General features: G+C 64.5%; 20 protein-coding genes. 1 reads left to right on the top strand and 19 read right to left on the bottom strand.

The annotated features are described in order from the left end of the window. Nucleotides 1-59: 59 nt before the first annotated feature. From K2O50_RS06140 to K2O50_RS06045, 19 genes are all read right to left on the bottom strand, one after another. Entirely contained in the window at nt 60-266 is a 207-nt protein-coding gene (locus K2O50_RS06140) for a tail protein X (RefSeq protein ID WP_050704448.1), read from the bottom strand. Further along, entirely contained in the window at nt 241-1,086 is an 846-nt protein-coding gene (locus K2O50_RS06135) for a phage tail protein (protein ID WP_050704447.1), read from the bottom strand. The genes K2O50_RS06140 and K2O50_RS06135 overlap by 26 nt, the downstream gene beginning before the upstream one ends. 9 nt (nt 1,087-1,095) lie before the next feature. After that, a complete protein-coding gene (locus K2O50_RS06130) occupies nt 1,096-3,390 on the bottom strand; it encodes a hypothetical protein (protein WP_050704446.1) in 2,295 nt (764 codons plus the stop codon). Nucleotides 3,391-3,515: 125 nt separating this feature from the next. After that, nucleotides 3,516-3,818 carry a phage tail assembly protein gene (locus tag K2O50_RS06125; protein WP_050704445.1) on the bottom strand — a complete coding sequence of 101 codons (303 nt, stop codon included), beginning with the start codon at nt 3,816-3,818 and terminating at the stop codon, nt 3,516-3,518. 12 nt (nt 3,819-3,830) lie between these two features. Beyond that, nucleotides 3,831-4,340: a phage major tail tube protein gene (locus K2O50_RS06120; protein WP_023628885.1), complete on the bottom strand. Its 510-nt coding sequence runs from the start codon at nt 4,338-4,340 to the stop codon at nt 3,831-3,833. A gap of 13 nt (nt 4,341-4,353) precedes the next feature. Then, entirely contained in the window at nt 4,354-5,520 is a 1,167-nt protein-coding gene (locus K2O50_RS06115; RefSeq protein WP_050704444.1) for a phage tail sheath family protein, read from the bottom strand. Nucleotides 5,521-5,661: 141 nt separating this feature from the next. Further along, the gene (locus K2O50_RS06110) at nt 5,662-6,528 is read right to left on the bottom strand and encodes a hypothetical protein (RefSeq protein ID WP_050704443.1); all 867 of its coding nucleotides are present in this window, start codon (nt 6,526-6,528) and stop codon (nt 5,662-5,664) included. After that, nucleotides 6,515-6,961 carry a phage tail assembly chaperone gene (locus K2O50_RS06105; protein ID WP_050704442.1) on the bottom strand — a complete coding sequence of 149 codons (447 nt, stop codon included), beginning with the start codon at nt 6,959-6,961 and terminating at the stop codon, nt 6,515-6,517. The genes K2O50_RS06110 and K2O50_RS06105 overlap by 14 nt, the downstream gene beginning before the upstream one ends. A gap of 12 nt (nt 6,962-6,973) precedes the next feature. Beyond that, a complete protein-coding gene (locus K2O50_RS26585; RefSeq protein WP_050704441.1) occupies nt 6,974-9,091 on the bottom strand; it encodes a phage tail protein in 2,118 nt (705 codons plus the stop codon). Further along, nucleotides 9,084-9,695: a phage tail protein I gene (locus tag K2O50_RS06090; protein ID WP_050704440.1), complete on the bottom strand. Its 612-nt coding sequence runs from the start codon at nt 9,693-9,695 to the stop codon at nt 9,084-9,086. The genes K2O50_RS26585 and K2O50_RS06090 overlap by 8 nt, the downstream gene beginning before the upstream one ends. 1 nt (nt 9,696) lies before the next feature. Beyond that, nucleotides 9,697-10,578, bottom strand: a complete 882-nt coding sequence (locus K2O50_RS06085; RefSeq protein ID WP_050704439.1) for a baseplate J/gp47 family protein — start codon at nt 10,576-10,578, stop codon at nt 9,697-9,699. Further along, nucleotides 10,575-10,901, bottom strand: coding sequence for a GPW/gp25 family protein (locus K2O50_RS06080; RefSeq protein WP_050704438.1), 327 nt, complete (start codon nt 10,899-10,901; stop codon nt 10,575-10,577). Before K2O50_RS06080 ends, K2O50_RS06085 begins: the two co-directional genes overlap by 4 nt. A 104-nt stretch (nt 10,902-11,005) precedes the next feature. Then, a complete protein-coding gene (locus K2O50_RS06075; protein ID WP_050704437.1) occupies nt 11,006-11,338 on the bottom strand; it encodes a hypothetical protein in 333 nt (110 codons plus the stop codon). A gap of 92 nt (nt 11,339-11,430) precedes the next feature. Then, the gene (locus K2O50_RS06070) at nt 11,431-11,991 is read right to left on the bottom strand and encodes a phage baseplate assembly protein V (RefSeq protein WP_220689978.1); all 561 of its coding nucleotides are present in this window, start codon (nt 11,989-11,991) and stop codon (nt 11,431-11,433) included. Beyond that, nucleotides 11,988-12,485, bottom strand: a complete 498-nt coding sequence (locus tag K2O50_RS06065) for a hypothetical protein (RefSeq protein WP_050704434.1) — start codon at nt 12,483-12,485, stop codon at nt 11,988-11,990. The genes K2O50_RS06070 and K2O50_RS06065 overlap by 4 nt, the downstream gene beginning before the upstream one ends. A gap of 62 nt (nt 12,486-12,547) precedes the next feature. Then, nucleotides 12,548-13,378 (bottom strand): putidacin L1 family lectin-like bacteriocin, encoded by an 831-nt coding sequence (locus K2O50_RS06060; RefSeq protein ID WP_050704433.1) that lies wholly within the window; start codon nt 13,376-13,378, stop codon nt 12,548-12,550. A gap of 10 nt (nt 13,379-13,388) precedes the next feature. Beyond that, nucleotides 13,389-13,577, bottom strand: coding sequence for a Com family DNA-binding transcriptional regulator (locus K2O50_RS06055; RefSeq protein WP_050704432.1), 189 nt, complete (start codon nt 13,575-13,577; stop codon nt 13,389-13,391). A 24-nt stretch (nt 13,578-13,601) separates the two neighbouring features. After that, the gene (locus K2O50_RS06050) at nt 13,602-13,949 is read right to left on the bottom strand and encodes a phage holin family protein (RefSeq protein WP_050704431.1); all 348 of its coding nucleotides are present in this window, start codon (nt 13,947-13,949) and stop codon (nt 13,602-13,604) included. Nucleotides 13,950-14,411: 462 nt separating this feature from the next. Then, on the bottom strand, nt 14,412-15,158 hold the full coding sequence (locus K2O50_RS06045; RefSeq protein WP_082337656.1) for an XRE family transcriptional regulator: 747 nt from the start codon (nt 15,156-15,158) through the stop codon (nt 14,412-14,414). A 151-nt stretch (nt 15,159-15,309) separates the two neighbouring features. Between K2O50_RS06045 and mutS the strand changes: the two genes are divergently transcribed. Further along, the gene (mutS, locus tag K2O50_RS06040) at nt 15,310-17,883 is read left to right on the top strand and encodes a DNA mismatch repair protein MutS (protein ID WP_050704430.1); all 2,574 of its coding nucleotides are present in this window, start codon (nt 15,310-15,312) and stop codon (nt 17,881-17,883) included. Nucleotides 17,884-17,946: the final 63 nt, after the last annotated feature.

The following is a 17,946-nucleotide window of genomic DNA, read 5'->3' as shown; positions in this document are numbered from 1 at the left end:
GCGACGGCGCCATCGCGGGGCAAGCCCGCTCCCACGTGCAGTTCAGGAAAGGTGAGTGGTCAATCCCACAACTGCAGGCTGGTACTGGTCGTCATCGGCAGCTCCGGCAACAGGATCCTCACCCCGGCACGAAACGGCTGCGCTTCGTCCGCCAGGCCCTGGTTGGCATCCAGCACGGCCTCGACCGTGCCGGCCAGATGGCCGTAATAGTGCTGGCAGAGGGTATCGAGCAGGTCACCCTCAGACGTTGTGCAAGTCTTGGCCATAGCTCACGAACTCCAATGAAAACCCTTGTTTGCGCGGAATTCCGCCGGCCAGCAGGACGCTCTGCTCCTCCTCGATGCTGGTCAGGCACCAGGTGCCGAGCACCTCGCCGTAGCCGGTGGTCAACGACAGCGGCAGCAGCTGGCGGCCGATGCTGCGCAGCGTCTGCAACTGACCGAGGCCGCCCTTGAAGCCGGGGAAGATCGCGCCACGGATGTTGATGCTCTCCTCGCCCAGGCTGACCGCCTGCTGGGCGCTCTCGCGGCTCAGGCGCTCCTGCCCGGCCCAACGAAAGCGCGTCTGCCGGCGCAACTGGTCGAAGGCGGCGGTGTCGAGGTTGAAGTAGTACGGCGCCGCCCCCGCCTTGAGCGGTTGCAGCACCAGCAAGTGCGGGAACGGCTTGACCGCTTCAGCGGCCGGCGTCGCCTCGGGCGCGAAGCCCAGCGTCGACAGCACGCCATTGACGGTCGAGCGCACCTCCCCCACCACACGGCGAATCGCCGCACCGGCCTTGGCGGCATGAGCGGCGAAGCCGTCGATGCGATCGCGCACCTGACGCACCACCGCCACCGCCTGGTCGTACTTGGCCACCACCTTGGCAACCCGGGCCTGGGCATTGGTGATCGCGCGCATGGTGCGCTGCAGCTTGGCCCCGATGATCGGGCCGACCACCGGCAAACCTTCCAGCTCACCCACCGCGCCCTGTATATGGACGATCGCGTCGTTCATCGGATCGAGCATGGCATCGGCACGCCGACGCCCTGCCTCTCCCGCCTTGACCAGGGCGTGCAGCGTGGCTTGCAGCTGCTCCAGATAGGTCATGGATCCTCCTTAAAGTGCGATATGTGGGGTGTCGGCCAACTGCGCGGAACGGGCCTGACGCATGAGTTCCTCGAGCTGACGACGGGCGATGGCCTCCAACTGTTGCAACACCGATGGGTCATCGAGACTGTTGCTGAACGTGACCGGCATGTTGGCGGTGAAGGTGAACTGCTGGTTGATCGGCGCGGGGGGGACCGCTGGCGTTGCCGCCGCTACCGGTGGTGCAGGTGCCGGCGGCTGTGCTGCAGGGCTATCCATTGCCCGTGCCGCCTCACCCAGGCCCGGCTTGGCGGCAGGCTCTTCCTTGCCCGAACCCAGCGCCTTGCCCAGCCAGCCACCGATACTTTCACCTCCCATGCTGCCCAGCACGCCACCGATCAGGCCACCGATCGCGGTGCCGATCACCGGCACCACCGACCCGATGGCGGCACCTGCCGCAGCACCGGCCAGGCCGCCTCCCAGTCCTCCGACGGCGGTGCCATAACCCTCGAGTTTCTGCTCGGGGGTAGCATCGCTGTTGTAGGTCTCGGCAAGTTGCATACCGGTGTCGAGCAAGTTGGCACCAGGAATGCGCCAGAACACTCGCCTTGCCACCGAGGCGCCGGCATTGCCGGCCACCGCCCTACCCACCTGGCCCGTGACCGCAGTACCAGCGAGCCCGATAGCGCTGGCTGCCGATGCGGCGGCTGACGGGCTGTCCGGAACAGCCTCCTGCCCCTCGAAGAAGGCCGCCTCGTCCTCGGCTTCGTCGACTTCTTCTTCCTCCTCCTCTTCCTCCGGCTCCTTGGCATCGTCACCCGCTTTCGGCATGCGAGCGGCAGTCGCGGAAGTCTTGGCCTTGTCGGCAGGAGCGTCGTTGGCGGCGGGCTTGTCGGAGAACAATCCATGGAGCGTCTTGCCAGCCAAGCCGCCAAGACCTTCACCGATCATTTCGCCAATCTCACCGCCGTACTTCTGGATCCGCTTGTTCTTGGTCACACCTCCGAGCAGTTCCGCCCCAAGGCTCCCCAGTACGCTGCCGAAAGCGGCGCCTACCGCCTCGGCCTGGTCCTCGCTCTTGTCCTTGAGCACGGCCAGTCCAAGCTTGGTGGCGCCCTTGGCGGCGGCCTTGCCACCGTTCTCCCTGAGACCGCTGGTGATCTCGCTGCGTCGCTCGGGAGATTGCCCTTGGTAGGTCCGCGCGCCCCAGGCGGCAAACGCAGTACTACCCAGTGCGCCTGCCGCGATCAGTCCGCCCTTCACGATCTCCCGAGCGCCATTGGCGGGCCCTTCAGGGGGGCGTTCTTGCGTTGCAGCAGCGCTCTCGGGTGCGGCGCTTCGGGTCTGCTCTGACGGCGTGGCGGGCCCCTCGGGTGCATCGACAGAACGTTGAGCTGAAGCGTCAGCCGCGGCCTTGTCCTTGCCTGAAGCATCGTTGGCGGCGGGCGTATCGGAGAACCAGCCGAAGACTTTCTTGCCGAGAAATCCGCCGACACCTTCGCCGATCATTTCGCCGATCTCACCACCGTACTTCTGGATCTGCTTGTTCTTGGTCAGGCCGCCCAGGAGCTCCGCTCCCAGGTTGCCGAGTACGCCTCCAAGCGCTGCGCCAGCAGCCTCGGCCTTGTCCTCGCCCTTGTCCTTGAGCATGACCAAGGCAAGCTTGGTGAGGCCTTTAGCGGCAGCCTTGCCACCGTTCTCCTTCAGGCCCTTGGTGATCTCGCTTTGTCTTTCAGGCGTTCGGCTTTGATAATACGAACGTGCCCCCCAGGCAGTGCCAGCGGCTACAGCGACAGTACCGGCACCGACCGCTCCAGCCTTGAGCACCGCCAAACCCGCATTCGCCGATTCCAGAGGCACACGCCCCTGCTCCGCGCTGCGCGCCTCGGGCGGATCACCCCGGGCCGGCCGTGGCGCGGGGCTCGTCCCCTCCAGCAAGGCCGCCTTGCGCTGCTCCAACGTAGGGACTGGTGGCTCCTTGACGGCGGCCGCACTCGAGGCCACCACCATCGCACGCAGTTCCAGCGGCTTTCGCCCAAGGGACAGGTACAGCCTGCGCAAGCGCTCGACCTCGTTCCCCTCACGGCGCAATCGATCGATCTGCGCCTCATGTGCCCATGCCTGCTCGTTATCCAGCTGCCTTTCGGCCTGGCCCACCTTGTCCAGCTCGAGCCCCAGGCGGATGACCTCGCCGATCAACCGCCCGAGCCGGGTACCGTCCGCTTGCCTGCGCAGGCGCTCGACCTGGCCACGCAAGCTGTCGACGGTCCTGCCCAATGCCTGGTCGCTGGTGACGCCGAGGGTGAACACCTGTGTGTTCGCCATGGCTTGCTCCTTGTCACTCCGCCAGCCACCAGACCATGTCGCTGTACGACATGGTCATGATTTCGCTGGCGGAAAAGTTCAGCTCCTTGGCCAGCCGCCTGGCGGCGGCCTTCTGCCGGGCAGGGTCAAACCTCGTCGTCCTGCACCAGGCGAAAATAGCCCGTCTGCAGGCGGCTGTAGTCCTTCAGGGCCAAGCCCTCGAGGTCCTTGACGCCAACTTCGGCGAGCGAGGCGAACAGGTTCAGTTCGCGCTGTTCGTCATCGCCCGCGCCACCGGCCTGGGCGTTACGGATGTCACGCACGGTCGGTGCGCGCAGCGACAGGCTGTCGACCTGCACGCCGTTGGCCTCGCTGGGGCGCGACAGGCGCACGGTCACGCGCTCGGCGTCGACGGTCAGCCATTGCGGCAGTTTCTTCGCTTGAGCCATCGAGTGTTCTCCTTAAAGACCCAGGGCGGCGCGCTGGGCGGCCAGTTGGTCGACGCCGTCGATCACCCGCTTCATGCCCAGGGCGTCGATTTCGTAGACCAGGCGGCCATCGACTTCGAGCTTGTAGTAGGTGACGGCGACGCTGTGCTTGATCTCGGCCTTGTCACCGGACTTCCAGTCGCCCATGTCGATCTCTTTCAGCGAGCCGCGCAGGGTGACGATGACCGGGTTGATCTTGCCCTTCAGGCCCTTGAAGGCGCCGCGGAAGGTGCCGTTGAAGGCGGTGCCGTCGGCCAGGCCGAAGAACTTCAGCGACTCGCGGCGCACACCGGTGGTGGTGAAGGCGGCTTCCTGCTTCTCCATGCCCTGGTCCATCTCGACCGGCATGTCCATGCCGCCGGGGCGGTGCTCTTCCATCTTCAGGGTGAGCTTGGGCAGGGTCAGGCTGGGCACGTCGCCCTGGAAGCTGACGCCATCGACGAACAGGTTCAGGTTGGCCAGTGTTTCGGGAATCATTGCCATGTGGATGCGCTCCTTAAGCGGCGGAATCGAGGACTTCGGTCAGCCACTGGTTGGTGACTTCGACGCGGAAATTGGGGTTTTCGGCAGGCGGCACATCGGTGAAGCGGATGTTCCAGTACACCTTGCCCTGCTCCAGCTGGCTGGCAGTGTTCAGCTCCGGATCGGCGAAGACCTCGAAGTTGATGATCGCGCCCTGGTTCTTCAGATCGCGCATGAAGGCCTGCAGGCCCTCGGTGACGTCCTTGACGTAGGTGGCGGTGATGGAGCGGTCGACGGCCCACTTGTGGCCGTAGAGGATCGCGTCCATGACGATGTCCATGGTCCGCACACGGGTGACGAAGGCCCATTTCGGATCGCTCGACAGGGTACGGTTGCCCCACAGGCGGAAGCCGTCGTCGCGGATGATGGTGGCGATGTTGGCGTTGTTCAGCAGGTTGGCGCGGCAGGTGTCGTCGCCATCGAGGAACTCCACGGCGCGGGTGGTGCCGGTGATGCCGACGAACTCCTTGTTCGAAGGCGAAGCCCAGAAGCCGTACTCGCGGTCGGTGAAGGCGAACAGGCCGGCGACCCAGGCCGAACCCGGCGCGTCGACGGTGGCCTCTTCGGCGTTGTCCCAGTAGCGCACGCCCGGATCGACCAGGAAGGCGCGCTTGGCGCCGAAGTTCTTGGCGTAGGCGATGGCCGCTTCATCGGTGGTGTTGGGGCCGTCGATGATGGCGATGGCGCGCAGCTTGTCGGCCAGGGCTACCAAGGCGGTGCCGACGGCCTGGGTGGCGCTGTGCTTGGGGGTGACCAGCAGGCGCGGCTGGGCGTTGAAACGGCTCTTGCCGTCGAGCAGCGCCTGCAAACCGGTACGTTTGCCGTCGGCCAGCACGTTGCCGATGATCGCCGAGGTCTGCTCGGCGGTGTCTTCGAGCTTGGCCACGCCGCAGGCGACGATGACCGCCTTGGCGCGGCTGTAGATAGCGCGGCAGGCCTTGGTGATCGCCGCATCCTGGCCGAACGCCGCGACCGCTTCGCGCTCGCTGGTGATCAGTACCAGGTCATTGGCCTTGGCGGTGACGCCCGGGCCTTCGGTGAAAGTGTCGACCAGGCCGATGATCGAGGACGATGGTAGCGCGATGCTGCGGGCGCCGGTGTCGACGTTAGTTACGGTGACGCCGTGGAAGAATCCACTCATGTAGTTTACTCCAGGAAAAAAGAAAGCCCCGCAAGTGCGGGGCCAGGATGGGAGCCGGTCCTGATAGCGTTCAGGGCCGGAGTAGAACGAAGTGAAAAAAGCGAGGACAGTCCGCCTTGCCGAATACCTATACAACCCGCCTCAGATCAACTTCAAACGTCCAGGGTAGGCAGTGCTGCGGGGTCTTACCGTTCCCCAGTAGATTGCATTCGTTTCCGTCTGAGTAGCGCCGACGTAATAGATTGCGCTGGTGAAACCATCACCTTTGTCGACCCCAACCTCAGCCAGATTGCCGATACCCTGAACGGCAGGAGCACTGGCATTGTCACCGGTGATTTTTGTCCCCATGCGCCAACTCGCGGCAGTACGGCCAGGATCAACCCCCCGTCCCTCATCGAGCATGCGAAGAAATTCGCCGCGAAAATCCGGAATGCGGAACGTTGAAGTGCCGTCACCGCGAGTCCAGGCACCCTCCATGCCAGCACGCTGCGCTTCATCCACAAGCATTCCCGATTGCTGAGCGTGGTCCCATAACCAGGGCCAGTCGCCACGCCCCAGCAACCGAGCGTCAGGCCGCCCCCAGCCTCCTGGGTTGGAGGCTGTGGTGGTTTCAAAGGCGATACGTCCCAGCGGCGTGTTATCGAACCGGTCAAGCAGCAGCCAGCTACCAGCGCCATCACTGCGCAGATGCCAGAAATCACCGCCACCCAGCACCATGCAGAAAGGGTAACCTTCTGGACGCAGGTGCATATGGAACTTGATTTTCTCACCGCTGGCGGCGTAGACCAACAGGGCATTGGCGCTATTGTCGATACGCTGTACCCGCACATCCATGATGCAGTTGGCCTTGGGCAGGGTGATCATGGTCTGGCCTGCCGAGGCATCTGCAAGTACGAAACCTGCTTCATGGGCGGCCAGGACCTTGTTGCCGCGGATGACAGAGTTGTTGATGCCCTGGACCGAAAGCATGCCGCTTTCGATAGACGCCAAAACGTCACTGCGGCTCATACTGACCTCCTGTCGAGTCGAGGAATGCTGGCGCCTGGGGGCGATGCGCAGAATCCGGGAACACGTCTGAAACAGGCCAGTCGCGCAAAGACTGGCGATAGCGAAGCAACGCCTCGAACTGCTCCTCCGTTTGAGTCGTGACCAACCCCAGGCTTTGCTCCTCGTTGTATCGGGCGACGAACCATTGGCTACTGACCAATTGCGAATCGCGCCAGCCGCGCTCGATGCGGACTAGTTCCTCTCTGTTTGGTGCAGTCCTTTCGATCAGGATCGGCAGGCCGCAGTCATCATGGCCACGGACCTTGTCCAGATCAGGATTGGCAATGACGGCCTCATATATAGCTTCGGTAATGGGTACTGCATCGTCGGGCATCTGCAAATGGACACCGCTGAGGTAGGTAGACCCCGTCGACTGACTATAAAATCGCTTCATGCATGCTCCCTGTCAGTAGCCGATTGCAAAATAGGGGCAGGCCGACATCGTAGGGTTGCCCCAACCGGTCGAACCTTTGGTGAAAGATCCCTGGTTGAGGGCATTGAGGCCTGTGCTTTTCAAATCCCGGAATTGCCAGTAGGTACGGGTAGTACCATTGGCGGGTGTGTAGTCAGTGGCTGCAACCCAGACGCAGCGATTGGGGAAGGCAACCGGAAAACTGATATCGACAGATTCCGTAGTGTTTGCGCTTGAGCCGTACTGAATGATCAGTCCCCCCAGCCAGGAAGGGAAAATGATGTATCCGTTCGTGCCAAATGACATGGAAAAGCCCCAGCGCAGCTTTTTTGGCGTAACAGCGACACTGTCTACGACACCGGCATTGACTTCTGCCTGGGTGGCAAGCTTGATGGTTCCCAAGTTGATTTCTGTTGCCTGACCAGCCAGTGGCGCTAAAGCTGCAACATTGATATTTCCCTGGTTAACCGGCGCATTCCAAGCCTTGAGGCACCACATCACAGCAAGGCTACGTGGACGGGTTTCAGTACCACCCTTGGCCGCTGCTGGGGCGAACACACTTGATACGAGTGTCGCAAGAAGTACGGAACTACCCGTTGTCCTTGCGGTTGCGCCCAGGTTCCCTGTTGCACTCCCAGCGACGTTTGCCTCAAATGGCATCTTTCCAGTGCCGGCGTCAGCCGAGATCACCGCATGCTGGTGATCGAGCAGAGAATCATCGGCCCAGCTACCAACTCCCCTGCCCGGATCGACCCCCCGTCCATGATCCCAGCCACGCAGGAACTCACCGCGCGTATCCGGTAAACGGAAGAACCCTTCCGGCTCGTTGCCTTTATTGAAAGCCCCGCCCAGGTAAGCCGCAAGGTCCGGATACACCGCCGCGCTCTGGGTACTGCCATCGACTTCGAGGAAGCCCGCCGGCACCGTTCCCCTAGGGAAGGGCAGCATGGTGCCCACCGGTAACGCCGACGCAGTATTCAACAGCGCCTGGGTCTCGGCCTTGGTGTAGCTGTTCGCGGCCTGGAAGGAACTGAAGGCCAGGATCTCCACGGCCTCGCCCAGGCTGCACGGCGCCTTGAAAGTGATCTTCTGGCCGTCGGACAGGTAGTCGGTGATCTCACGGCCATTGCGCAGCACTATGGTGCTGCCGACGGTGTGCGCCAGGTTGAAGACGGTCTGGCCGACCGACGCCTCGAACGAGAAACGCTCGAACGCCTTGCTGGCACCGACACCACCGCCGAGCTGGAAGCAGGTCCCGTCGTAGTTCAGGTCGTACAGGACGCCACTACGAATGTCCCCGCCTACCAGGTCGACCAGGCCGGCATTGCCGGACTTCTTCACTGCCACGGCAGCCAAACCATTGATACGCACCGTCACGGCGCCGGTGTTGGTGGCGCTGGCCTGGAACTGGAAGCGCTGGCCAGGGGCATAAGCTGCCAGGGCCGACTCACCGCTCTTTAGTTTCAGGGTCAAGGCATCGGCGGTTCCGGTGGCAACACCAAGCCAGGCCAGCGGTCCGACGTCCTTGGCCGCGTCGGCTCGGCGCAGATACTGCGGGTGCGGGTCGGCTGCCTCCAGGTGCGTCTTGAGCTGGTTGTGCGCATACAACTCGGCGGCTTCGCGGGCCTTGTCGACGTAATCGCGAGTGGCCAGAACAATACTTGGGTCGACCTTCAGCGTGACGTTGGCGACGTTGCCGAACACCACATGCATGCGAATGGTCTGGGTACGCCCGGAACCTTGCGCCAACAGTGGCTTGTAGCTCGGCGCCGGCTTGGCCACGGCGATGAAGTTGCCGTTAGCGTCTTCCAGTGCCAGCTCACGGATCCACCAGCCGCCGGTTTCCGGCGGCAGGACCAGCTCGGCGACCAGCACGCCGGGATCGGCAGGCGATTGATAGAGGGCGTTCAGTTGCGCCCGGTAGACCTGGCGCACCAGCGCGGTCTGGGTAGGTTTAGGTGTAGGGTCCGGCGTTTGCGAAGGCTCGCCACCGGCATCACCGATCAACATGTGGGTGATGTTCCAGGGCAGCCCCAGCACGGCGGTATTGGCCTGCTGGGCAATGCCCACGTTGGTCAGGAACCCACCGAATTGCGTGGTTGAGTTAGCCATTGAGGTAGATGTCCAGTATGTCCAGAGTTTGGTCGCTCACCAGGTTGTAGGCGCCCACATGCACATCGATGTCCGATGCCTGCCAGGGATGCACCTCCAGCAGCTCACCTTCATAGAGAGCAACAGCCTGATACGCGGGGATGAGGCTTTCCAGGCTGATGTCGAGGCCGACCAGATGCCGGCTGACCGGCTTGGCGTCCTCGATCAGGCGGGTAAGCTCCTGGTAGGTCTGTTCGTCGATGCCGCTGTCCGCCACCCCGACCTTCAAGGCAAAGGTCCCCGGCACGCCGGCAGGCTGGGTCTGCCACCATTCCTGCACTTCGATCAGGTAGCCGAACGGCTCGACCACCCGCCGGAGGGCGCCGAGGGTGCCCTTGTGGGCGTGGACGAAGAACGCCGAGCGGATCACCGAACGCTTGATCGCCTCGCTCCAGCTGTCGTCCCAGCGGTCCACCGACCAGGCCCAGGCCAGCTGGTAGAGCAGGTGCGCCGGGCATGTGTCGGGGTTGTAGAGGGTGCGCAACGTGACCTTGAGGTCCTCGTCGGCCGCCACCTCGATGGCCCGCTCCAGCGGCGTGCGGTTGAGCGGCAGAAGGCTCTGCATATCAACCTCCCTGCCGCAGTTCGATGCCGGTGCACCAGGCGGCCTGGGCCTTGCTCGGGCGAATGTCGCTCCAGCCGACCAGCTCGACACGGCTCACGCCATCGATGTGCAACTGCGCGTCGATCCCGGAGCGGGCGACCTCGACGCCAAGGCGTCGACGCGGATTGACCCAGGCCTGGAGGCGACGCCGGCACTCGCTGAGGATCGCCTCGAACTCCGGGCCGTTGTCGGCCATGTGCAGCACTGCCTCGACGCGGTACGGCAACACCTCGGCGCTGCGCACATTGACCCGGTCGGCGACCGGGCGGATATCGTCGTCGTTGAGGTAGGCGTTTACCTGCGCCAGCAGCTCGGGGCTGGCCACGCCGTCGCTGTCCAGGCTCAGCACAGTGATATCCACCACCGCCGGCGACGGACTCTCGGCGGTCGCGTCGGCGACCCGCCCCGAAGCGTTGCGGGCATGGAGGATGTAGCTGTTGCGCGGGCCGGCGGTGGTCAGGCCTTCGTAGACCAGTTGCACCCGTTCGCGCAGGGCGTCGTCGGATTCGAGCACCGCCTCGGTCGGTGGAATCGTGCTTGGGTCCGCGGCCTGGATCACCAGGCGTTGCAGGCTGACGTTGGCTGCCAACTGATCCAGATCGCTGCCCTGGGCATAGGCCAGTAGCAGCGCCTTGGCCGCGTCATTGATCCGTGCCCGGTTGAGCAGCTTGCGGTAGGCACCGACCTCGAGCAGCTTGGTCACCGGGTCGCTTTCCAGGTTGGCGGTCCAGCCGTCGCCCAGCTGGGCGCGGAAGCTGGCCAGGTCCTCCTGGTACAGCGCCTCGAAATCGAGGTCCTCAAGCAATTGCGGGGCAGGCAGTTTCGACAGGTCGACCTGGCTCATACGATCACCTCCACCAGGGCGTCATCCCCCAGGTAACGACCGCTCAAGGCCAGGCTGACCTGGCCGTCGAGCACGGCGACGACCTTGACCCGCTCCAGCTTCAGACGCGGCTCCCAACGCCCCAGGGCTCGGGCCACCTCGGCCTGCACCGCACTCTTCCAGCCTTCGTTGACCGGCAGGTCGACGTAGCGGCGCAGCTGGCTGCCGTACTCCGGGCGCATGCGCCGGCTGCCCAGCGGCGTGGTGAGGATGTCCTCGATGGATTGACGCAGGTGGGCCACGCCCGACAGGGACTGGCCGATGCGGCGGTCCATGCCGATCATGGGGCACCTCCTGGAATTGAGGCTCCAGGTAGCCTGTTCGGATAGCGCATGGTTATCACCTCGCAGGCAGGAATGAGTTGCCCGGCACTGCCGGGCAACCGGCCTCAGGACACGAAGTCGTAGGTCAGGGCGACGGCCGCCGTGGCGTTGTTGGCGACGGTCCACAGGCCATAGCCCGCCGGGATGAACAGCTGATAAGGCAGGGTGTACTGCGAATCGATGCCGCCGTTGATCCCGCCCATGATGGCGTGGACGCTCATGTCACCGAGGTAGGCCGGCGCCTTCGGGCCGGTGTACAGGTTGAGGATGCCGCCGCCGGTGCACAGGGTGGCGGTGCGCAGGTACACGCCATCCTTGTTGTCCGCGGCGCTGAAGACCTGGCTGACGGCGGTTGGATGGGCGTTGAAGAAATGCTTGCCTACTTTTACTGCTTCCATGTTGCTTTACCTTTTGAGTCGAAATGATGGGTCGCGGCACACGCCGCGTTCATGTCGCTCAATGGCGATCTTGCTGGGCTCAAGGCCGTAGTTCAGTGCTTGTGGTTGGCGGTGTTGCCGGCCGTATCGATGATCCGGCCACCGCCGTTGATATCACCGCTGACCATCAGCGGGCCGTTGATGGCAACCTTGCCGGTCAGGGTGATCGACGCGGCGTCGAGGGTGATGGCGTTGTCGCTGACCACCAGGGTGCTGGCGCCGACCTTGACCGTGGCCTGGCCGCTGGGCAGCTGGATGTCATAGCGTCTGGCCTGCCAGTCGTAGGCCAGCGAGCCGCCATCGTCGAAGCGCCAGACCTCGACATGGTCGCGGTTGTCCGGCGCCGCCCCGGCATTGCCGTACAACCCCGGGACGAAGGTGCCCAAGGCCGGTTCGCCGCTGGGGCTGATCAACACGCCCTGCTCGTCCAGGCTCGGCACCCGCCAGTGGCGGGCCTTGCCGGCCGCCTGGGCGTGCCAGCGCACCCAGGCGCTGGTCCAGCCGCCGCCGTCGGACACCCGCACCCGGGCCGCGGCCAGGTCCACCGCCACCACCCGGCAAGGGATCACCAGGCTGGCCAGCATGCGATCGTGCATGGCGCTGGCGTAGCTCATGCCAGGTCCTCCGGTGACAGGTACTTGTCCTGGTTGCCGGGCCCGGTGTCCGGGGCGAAGCCCAGCATCAGGCTGCCCGCCGGCTGGTCGGGCCAGGGCCAGTGGACAGTCCCCAGCAGGACCGGTTGCTCCCATTGCACCCGCCAGGTGGTGCCCTCCGCTTCGGCAAGGATGTCCCGTGCGCCCTCGACGTAATCAAGCCCCCAGGACTGCTGGCGCAGCACATCGATCAGCTGCGCCGCCAGCACGCCGGCCTGCGTCCGTGCCTGCGCGGGGGTGCCCTGGGCGGTGACGCGGGCCTCGAAGGTCGCCATCAGTAATGAGCGACCGTCACGCAGCGCCTCGTCGCCACGCATGCGCAACACGCCATGCACCAGGGCCGGCAGAGCCGGCTCGGGAATGTCGTCGCCCTCCGTGGCGACCGTGGCGAAGGCCGGCAACGCCGCCCGCAGGGTGGAGGTGACAGCCGCGTACAACTGGGCCAATTCGCTCATGCTTGTGCTCCTTGAACGCTCGGTTCGGCGAAGGCCGGGCCCGCGAAGGCCCGGCGCCTGGCTCAGAAGTGCCAGGTCCAGATGTCGATCGGCTTCTGGTCAGGGTTGATCTTGCGGATATGGCGATAGGTCGGCTGGAAGCCGAAGCGCGCCCACACCGGTTTCTCGTCGAGGATGGCGATGCTGCCGTTGGCCTGCAGACGCAGCACCGCGCTGGCATGGCCGCCGGTGTGCGAATGCCACAGCACCGCGTTGCCGGCACCGTAGACCACCAGGTTGCCGTCACCCTGGAACACTGCGCGCACGGCGCCCTTGCCGTGGGTACCGGCGTTCCAGGTGGCCGCGCCGTTCGGGCCATAGGCCACGAGATTGCCGTCGCCCTGGAACACCAGCTTGCTGGCGCCCGCGCCGTACAGCACGCCCTGTACCAGCTCGGTGCCGGGTGCCAGCAGCAGCGAGTCCACAGCGCCAGGCACCAGCGCGATGGCCGGCGTGCCGTTCCACAGCGCCAGGGAGTCGACCAGCACGATGTTGCCGTCGTCCTGCAGCACCAGGTGCGTGCGGTTCCACTGGTCGTTGCTGGTGAAGGTGCTGTTGTTGGTCAGCCACACGCGGCGCCGCGAGTAGTCGTCGAGGAACGCGCCGTACTGCACGTAGAAGGCCAGCGGGGCTTTCTTGTTGCGCAGGGGTATGCTCGAACTGAAGGGTTGTTGTTCATTGGCGACCCAGACGGTGGCGCCGTTGTCCTGGATCACCAGGTTGCCATCGCCCTGCAGCAGCAGCTTGAAGCGCTGGTTGGGCGACAGCAGGTACTGGCCCGCCGACAGGGTCTGATAAGCGGGCAGCACCGAAGTGCCGACGCCGTTGAAAGGAATGCGGGTACGACCTGCCATGGTGTTTCTCCTACTGGATCGATTGAAGGGGAGCCGGGCCCTGCGGCCCGTCCTGATCGCTCGGTGGCACGTTGTCGAGGCCCGTGGCCTTCATGTGGTTCAAGGTCGCGCAACGCGAGCACTTGATCTGGACCAGCGCCGACCCGCCGATGCGGGCCAGCAAGCGGTTGCATTTACCGCAGCGAAACTCGTTGAACATCCGCTTTCTTCCTTGTTACCGCGTTCATTCTTCGTCCTGGCGCGCCACTGCGGGCTGGTCGTCCAGCCCCAGCCGGCGCGCGGCCCAGCGCTCATAGAGGCCGATGGCCACGTCGGCGCCAGCCATGGCAGTGAGGCAGCCAAAGGCACTGGCACTCCAGATCGACATGCCGCTGGCATACAGCAGCATGACCGTCGACACCCCGCAGACCATGCAGGCCCCGGAGCGCAGCGCCAGCCGCCTGAGCAGCCCCCAGCCGCGGGCGCCGGCCTTGTCGGCGCGCCACATCTCGCCGGAAAGTCCGCCCAGCAATGCCAGGAGGATCACCAGCCAGAGCGGCATCTCCAGCAACGTCTGTTGCTCGTTCGTCACGTTCCTGTCTCCTGTGTGTTGCCCGCCAGCGAGAGGCCGGCGGATCGTGATTGGCTTGACTCGGCATTCCAAAAAGCCCGCTCTGCAGGCTTTTCAGTAATGCGCGGTGTAACCGCCGGCCACGACTGGTGACGCCGTGCGGTTGCGCTTCAAATTGATGACTCCGACCGCGGCCGCCTGCCCGCCGGATAACTGATCGTGGTGCTTTACGCTGCACACCCGGGCCAGTTGCCAACCCTCTGAACAGTCGAGGCCTGTTCATCGCTGCCTGTATCTCAACCGGTTTGCGTCCGGCTTGGGATACATTTTATGCATTCATGCATATGCAGTCAATGCACAAATTCAAAATTTTATGCATCAGCTTTTGCTTCTATGCATGGAGGCCTGATCGGACGTGGGTGTAGGGCTTTTCTGAGGACGAAAAAAAACCCGCCGAGGCGGGTTTTTATCGAGGGCTGGGGATCAACGGGCGTACATGCCCCACCAGAAGACGTGGCCAAGAAGGCTGATCTGTTCTTCCTGCATCTGCTGGAAGCTGTAGTCCTCGTCGGGGTGCTCGTCGCGGTTGAAGCTGCGCAGGCGAATGCCGGTAGGCAGGCGGTACACCTGTTTCACCCGCAGCTGGCCATTGTGGTTGATGGCGTAAAGGTCACCGTCGATGATGTCGCCGATGGTGCTTTTACCGGTATTGACCCCGACCGTGGCGCCATCGCGCAGCACCGGCAGCATGCTGTTGCCGCGTACCGTCACGCACTTGGCGTTGTCGAACTGCACGCCATTGTGGCGCAGGCTGCGTTTGCCGAAGCGCAAGCGAGCATTCTCGCTTTCCTCGATGACGAATCTTCCTGATCCTGCTGCCAACTCGACCTCACGAAGAAAAGGAACGGACACCTCGTCGTCCTCGACGGGAGTTTCATCGTCCCACAGGCTGATATCGCTCAGGGCCGCATGGCCCTGGGCGAGCGGGGCCGCGTCACGGGACTCGCCCAGTTCGACACGGCCGCGCAACTGGTCGGTGCTCACGCCGAAGTACTCGGCGATCTTCGAGACGTGCTTGTCCGAAGGATCGACGATCTTCTCGCTGAGAATCCGCGACAGGGTGGATTGAGGCACGCCCGTGCGCCGATGCAGCTCTGTGGGGGACAGGCCGTGGCGGGCGAGCAGTTCTCTGAGTACGGAGGCTACGTTGCGTTTTTGCATAATGCGCATAATGCAACCGTGGAAGCGAAAATGCAATGGCCCCTGCAACAGTCAACCTGCGCAGATTTGCCCCACCCATCCGGCCTGCGTCGACCGGAAAAAGCCTGTACCATTAGCGGTTTCGAAATTTGCCACCAGACCACCCGCTGTAAGGCCCTGAATGTCTGACCTCTCCGCACACACCCCGATGATGCAGCAGTACTGGAAGCTGAAGAACCAGCACCCGGACCAGCTGATGTTCTACCGCATGGGCGATTTCTACGAGATCTTCTACGAAGATGCGAAGAAAGCCGCGAAACTGCTGGATATCACCCTGACCGCCCGCGGGCAGTCGGCGGGCCAGTCGATTCCCATGTGCGGGATTCCGTTCCACTCGCTGGAAGGCTACCTGGCCAAGCTGGTCAAGCTCGGCGAATCGGTGGTGATCTGCGAGCAGATCGGCGACCCGGCCACCAGCAAGGGCCCGGTGGAACGCCAGGTGGTGCGCATCATCACCCCGGGCACGATCAGCGACGAGGCCTTGCTCGACGAGCGCCGCGACAACCTGATCGCCGCCCTGCTCGGTGACGAGCGCCTGTTCGGCCTGGCGGTGCTGGACATCACCAGCGGCAACTTCAGCGTGCAGGAGATCAAGGGCTGGGAGAACCTGCTGGCCGAGCTCGAGCGCATCAACCCGGTGGAACTGCTGATCCCCGACGACTGGCCGCAGGGCCTGCCGGCCGAAAAGCGCCCCGGCGCCCGCCGTCGCGCACCATGGGACTTCGACCGCGACACGGCGCGCAAGAGCCTCTGCCAGCAGTTCGCCACCCAGGACCTCAAGGGCTTTGGCTGCGACAAGCTGACCCTGGCCATCGGCGCCGCCGGCTGCCTGCTGACCTACGCCAAGGAAACCCAGCGCACCGCCCTGCCGCACCTGCGCAGCCTGCGCCACGAGCGCATGGACGACACGGTCATCCTCGATGCCGCCAGCCGCCGCAATCTGGAGCTGGACATCAACCTGGCCGGTGGCCGCGACAACACCCTGCAATCGGTCATCGACCGTTGCCAGACCGCCATGGCCAGCCGCCTGCTGACCCGCTGGCTGAACCGTCCGCTGCGCGACCTGAAGGTGCTCAAGGCCCGCCAGGACTCGATCCGCTGCCTGCTCGACGGCTACCGTTTCGAGAAGCTGCAGCCGCAGCTCAAGGAAATCGGTGACATCGAGCGGATCCTCGCGCGGATCGGCCTGCGCAACGCCCGTCCGCGTGACCTGGCGCGCCTGCGCGACGCCCTTGGCGCCCTGCCCGAGCTGCAGAACGCCATGGCCGAGTTGGAGGCGCCGCACCTGGCACGCCTGGCCGCGATCACCGGCACCTACCCGGAACTGGCCGGCCTGCTGGAGCGGGCGATCATCGACAACCCGCCGGCAGTGATCCGCGACGGTGGCGTGCTCAAGACCGGTTACGACAGCGAGCTGGACGAGCTGCTGGCGATCAGCGAGAACGCCGGCCAGTTCCTCATCGACCTGGAAGCCCGCGAGAAGGCCCGCACGGGCCTGGCCAACCTCAAGGTCGGCTACAACCGCGTGCACGGCTACTTCATCGAGCTGCCGACCAAGCAGGCCGAGCAGGCGCCGGTCGACTACATCCGCCGGCAGACGCTCAAAGGGGCCGAACGCTTCATCACCCCCGAGCTCAAGGCGTTCGAGGACAAGGCGCTGTCGGCCAAGAGCCGCGCCCTGGCCCGCGAGAAGATGCTCTACGACGCCCTGCTCGAAACCCTGATCGAGCACCTGGCGCCACTGCAGGACAGCGCCGCCGCCCTGGCCGAGCTGGATGTGCTGAGCAACCTGGCCGAGCGCGCCCTGAACCTGGACCTGAACTGCCCAAGCTTCGTCGAAGAGCCGTGCCTGCGCATCGAGCAGGGCCGTCACCCGGTGGTCGAGCAGGTGCTGACCACGCCGTTCGTGGCCAACGACCTGGGCCTGGACAACAGCACGCGCATGCTGATCATCACCGGCCCGAACATGGGCGGTAAGTCTACCTACATGCGCCAGACCGCCCTGATCGTGCTGATGGCCCATATCGGCAGCTTCGTCCCGGCCGCCGCCTGCGAACTGTCGCCGGTCGACCGCATCTTCACCCGTATCGGCTCCAGCGACGACCTGGCCGGCGGGCGTTCGACCTTCATGGTCGAGATGAGCGAGACCGCCAACATCCTGCACAACGCCACCGACCGCAGCCTGGTGCTGATGGACGAGGTCGGCCGCGGCACCAGTACCTTCGATGGCCTGTCGCTGGCCTGGGCCGCCGCCGAGCGCCTGGCCCAGCTGCGCGCCTACACGCTGTTCGCCACCCACTACTTCGAACTGACCGTGCTGCCGGACAGCGAACCGCTGGTGGCCAACGTGCACCTGAACGCCACCGAGCACAACGAACGCATCGTATTCCTGCACCACGTCCTGCCGGGCCCGGCGAGCCAGAGCTACGGCCTGGCCGTGGCGCAGCTGGCGGGCGTGCCGGCGGCGGTGATCCAGCGCGCCCGCGAGCACCTCGGCCGACTGGAAACCGCCAGCCTGCCCCATGAGGCGCCGGTCACGCCATCGCGCGACAACATGCCTCACGTGCCGCACCAGAGCGACCTGTTCGCCAGCCTGCCACACCCGGCCATCGAGAAGCTGGGCAAGCTGGACCTGGACGACATGACGCCGCGCCAAGCTATCGAAATGCTATATCAACTGAAAAACCTGTTATAACGGCCCACCGCGCAAGCTGGTAGAATCCGGCGCGGTTTGCGAGCACTGCAGGTTATTAGCCTG

This window comes from Pseudomonas sp. 2hn (genome assembly GCF_019646095.1).
GTDB classification, from domain to species: Bacteria; Pseudomonadota; Gammaproteobacteria; order Pseudomonadales; family Pseudomonadaceae; genus Aquipseudomonas; species Aquipseudomonas peradeniyensis.
This window is presented reverse-complemented; position numbering and strand designations above follow the sequence as displayed.

Coding starts and splice junctions, on each gene's coding strand:
- K2O50_RS06140 (WP_050704448.1), bottom strand. CDS start 266: ATGGCCAAGACTTGCACAACGTCTGAGGGTGACCTGCTCGATACCCTC.
- K2O50_RS06135 (WP_050704447.1), bottom strand. CDS start 1,086: ATGACCTATCTGGAGCAGCTGCAAGCCACGCTGCACGCCCTGGTCAAG.
- K2O50_RS06130 (WP_050704446.1), bottom strand. CDS start 3,390: ATGGCGAACACACAGGTGTTCACCCTCGGCGTCACCAGCGACCAGGCA.
- K2O50_RS06125 (WP_050704445.1), bottom strand. CDS start 3,818: ATGGCTCAAGCGAAGAAACTGCCGCAATGGCTGACCGTCGACGCCGAG.
- K2O50_RS06120 (WP_023628885.1), bottom strand. CDS start 4,340: ATGGCAATGATTCCCGAAACACTGGCCAACCTGAACCTGTTCGTCGAT.
- K2O50_RS06115 (WP_050704444.1), bottom strand. CDS start 5,520: ATGAGTGGATTCTTCCACGGCGTCACCGTAACTAACGTCGACACCGGC.
- K2O50_RS06110 (WP_050704443.1), bottom strand. CDS start 6,528: ATGAGCCGCAGTGACGTTTTGGCGTCTATCGAAAGCGGCATGCTTTCG.
- K2O50_RS06105 (WP_050704442.1), bottom strand. CDS start 6,961: ATGAAGCGATTTTATAGTCAGTCGACGGGGTCTACCTACCTCAGCGGT.
- K2O50_RS26585 (WP_050704441.1), bottom strand. CDS start 9,091: ATGGCTAACTCAACCACGCAATTCGGTGGGTTCCTGACCAACGTGGGC.
- K2O50_RS06090 (WP_050704440.1), bottom strand. CDS start 9,695: ATGCAGAGCCTTCTGCCGCTCAACCGCACGCCGCTGGAGCGGGCCATC.
- K2O50_RS06085 (WP_050704439.1), bottom strand. CDS start 10,578: ATGAGCCAGGTCGACCTGTCGAAACTGCCTGCCCCGCAATTGCTTGAG.
- K2O50_RS06080 (WP_050704438.1), bottom strand. CDS start 10,901: ATGATCGGCATGGACCGCCGCATCGGCCAGTCCCTGTCGGGCGTGGCC.
- K2O50_RS06075 (WP_050704437.1), bottom strand. CDS start 11,338: ATGGAAGCAGTAAAAGTAGGCAAGCATTTCTTCAACGCCCATCCAACC.
- K2O50_RS06070 (WP_220689978.1), bottom strand. CDS start 11,991: ATGAGCTACGCCAGCGCCATGCACGATCGCATGCTGGCCAGCCTGGTG.
- K2O50_RS06065 (WP_050704434.1), bottom strand. CDS start 12,485: ATGAGCGAATTGGCCCAGTTGTACGCGGCTGTCACCTCCACCCTGCGG.
- K2O50_RS06060 (WP_050704433.1), bottom strand. CDS start 13,378: ATGGCAGGTCGTACCCGCATTCCTTTCAACGGCGTCGGCACTTCGGTG.
- K2O50_RS06055 (WP_050704432.1), bottom strand. CDS start 13,577: ATGTTCAACGAGTTTCGCTGCGGTAAATGCAACCGCTTGCTGGCCCGC.
- K2O50_RS06045 (WP_082337656.1), bottom strand. CDS start 15,158: ATGCGCATTATGCAAAAACGCAACGTAGCCTCCGTACTCAGAGAACTG.
- mutS (WP_050704430.1), top strand. CDS start 15,310: ATGTCTGACCTCTCCGCACACACCCCGATGATGCAGCAGTACTGGAAG.